General features: G+C 60.0%; 2 protein-coding genes. Both read left to right on the plus strand.

Going from position 1 to position 982, the window contains the following annotated elements; genetic code table 11:
- Positions 1–85: 85 nt before the first annotated feature.
- On the plus strand, positions 86–541 hold the full coding sequence (locus AB6809_RS36215) for a transposase (RefSeq protein WP_029971142.1): 456 nt from the start codon (positions 86–88) through the stop codon (positions 539–541).
- Positions 541–894: an IS66 family insertion sequence element accessory protein TnpB gene (gene tnpB / locus AB6809_RS36220; RefSeq protein ID WP_029971141.1), complete on the plus strand. Its 354-nt coding sequence runs from the start codon at positions 541–543 to the stop codon at positions 892–894. Before AB6809_RS36215 ends, tnpB begins: the two co-directional genes overlap by 1 nt.
- The last annotated feature ends 88 nt before the right edge of the window (positions 895–982 follow it).

Genomic DNA, 982 nt, shown 5'->3' on the forward strand with positions numbered 1-982 from the left:
GTAAGCGCGCAATTTTCCACACCTAGATTCTGATGTTGAAGAGGGTCACGATTGCGTCCGCAACCTAATTTTGCGGACGCAATCCATGACACAGGATGACCTGAGCTTTTTACCGCTGCGCGTGACGCGTGTTGGTGCCGGGGGCAAGCGAAGCTTCGACCCGACAGACAAGAAACGGCTGATCGATGCCTGCCTCCAACCGGGCACATCGCTGTCCGCGCTTGCCCTGAAGGCCGGGGTGAACGCCAACCAGTTGCACAAATGGGTTCGCTTGCATGAGCAGTCAAATACTGCTGCGAGAGAAGATACGCATGTCGCCGCGTCAGTGTTCGTTCCGGTGGTGGCAATCCCGGATACGCCGATGGTGACGGCGGGCGCACCCGTTTCCCAACCTTGCCCGCCATCCGGATCTTTACGTCTTTCGCCACGCGTTGCCCGGCTGTCGGCCCAGTTGCCTAACGGCGTGACGCTTGAGCTGGAATGTGGCGCTGACGATAGTGCACTCGTGCGCGCGACGATTGCCGCACTGGGAGCGCGTTGATGTTTCGCTTCGAGGCCGACCTGAAGGTCTTCGTGCATCGCGAGCCGATCGACTTCCGGGCGGGCATCAACAGCCTGGTGATGCTGGTCGAGCAGTCCATGCAGCTCGATCCATTTGCGCGTGCCGTCTTTACCTTCCACAATCGCAGACGCAACCGGGTCAAACTGTTGTTCTACGAGCGTGCTGGCTTCTGGCTGATGTTACGGCGCCTCGAGCAGGACCATTTCGTCTGGCCACGACGGGAGCAGACGGTGATCGAGCTGAACACCGAACAGCTGCACTGGCTGCTCGATGGCATTGACATTGATGCCATGCGCGGCCACCCGACGCGGCGCTATCGCCACGCGAGCTGAGCGCCAGGCGATCCCGGTGGATCGCAGCTCGCCGCGCCGTTACAAATTGACGTAAACCCATTGAGCGCCAGACTTCGTTATCTTGAGC

This window comes from Paraburkholderia sp. RCC_158, assembly GCF_041355255.1.
In the GTDB taxonomy this organism is placed as follows: Bacteria; Pseudomonadota; Gammaproteobacteria; order Burkholderiales; family Burkholderiaceae; genus Paraburkholderia; species Paraburkholderia graminis.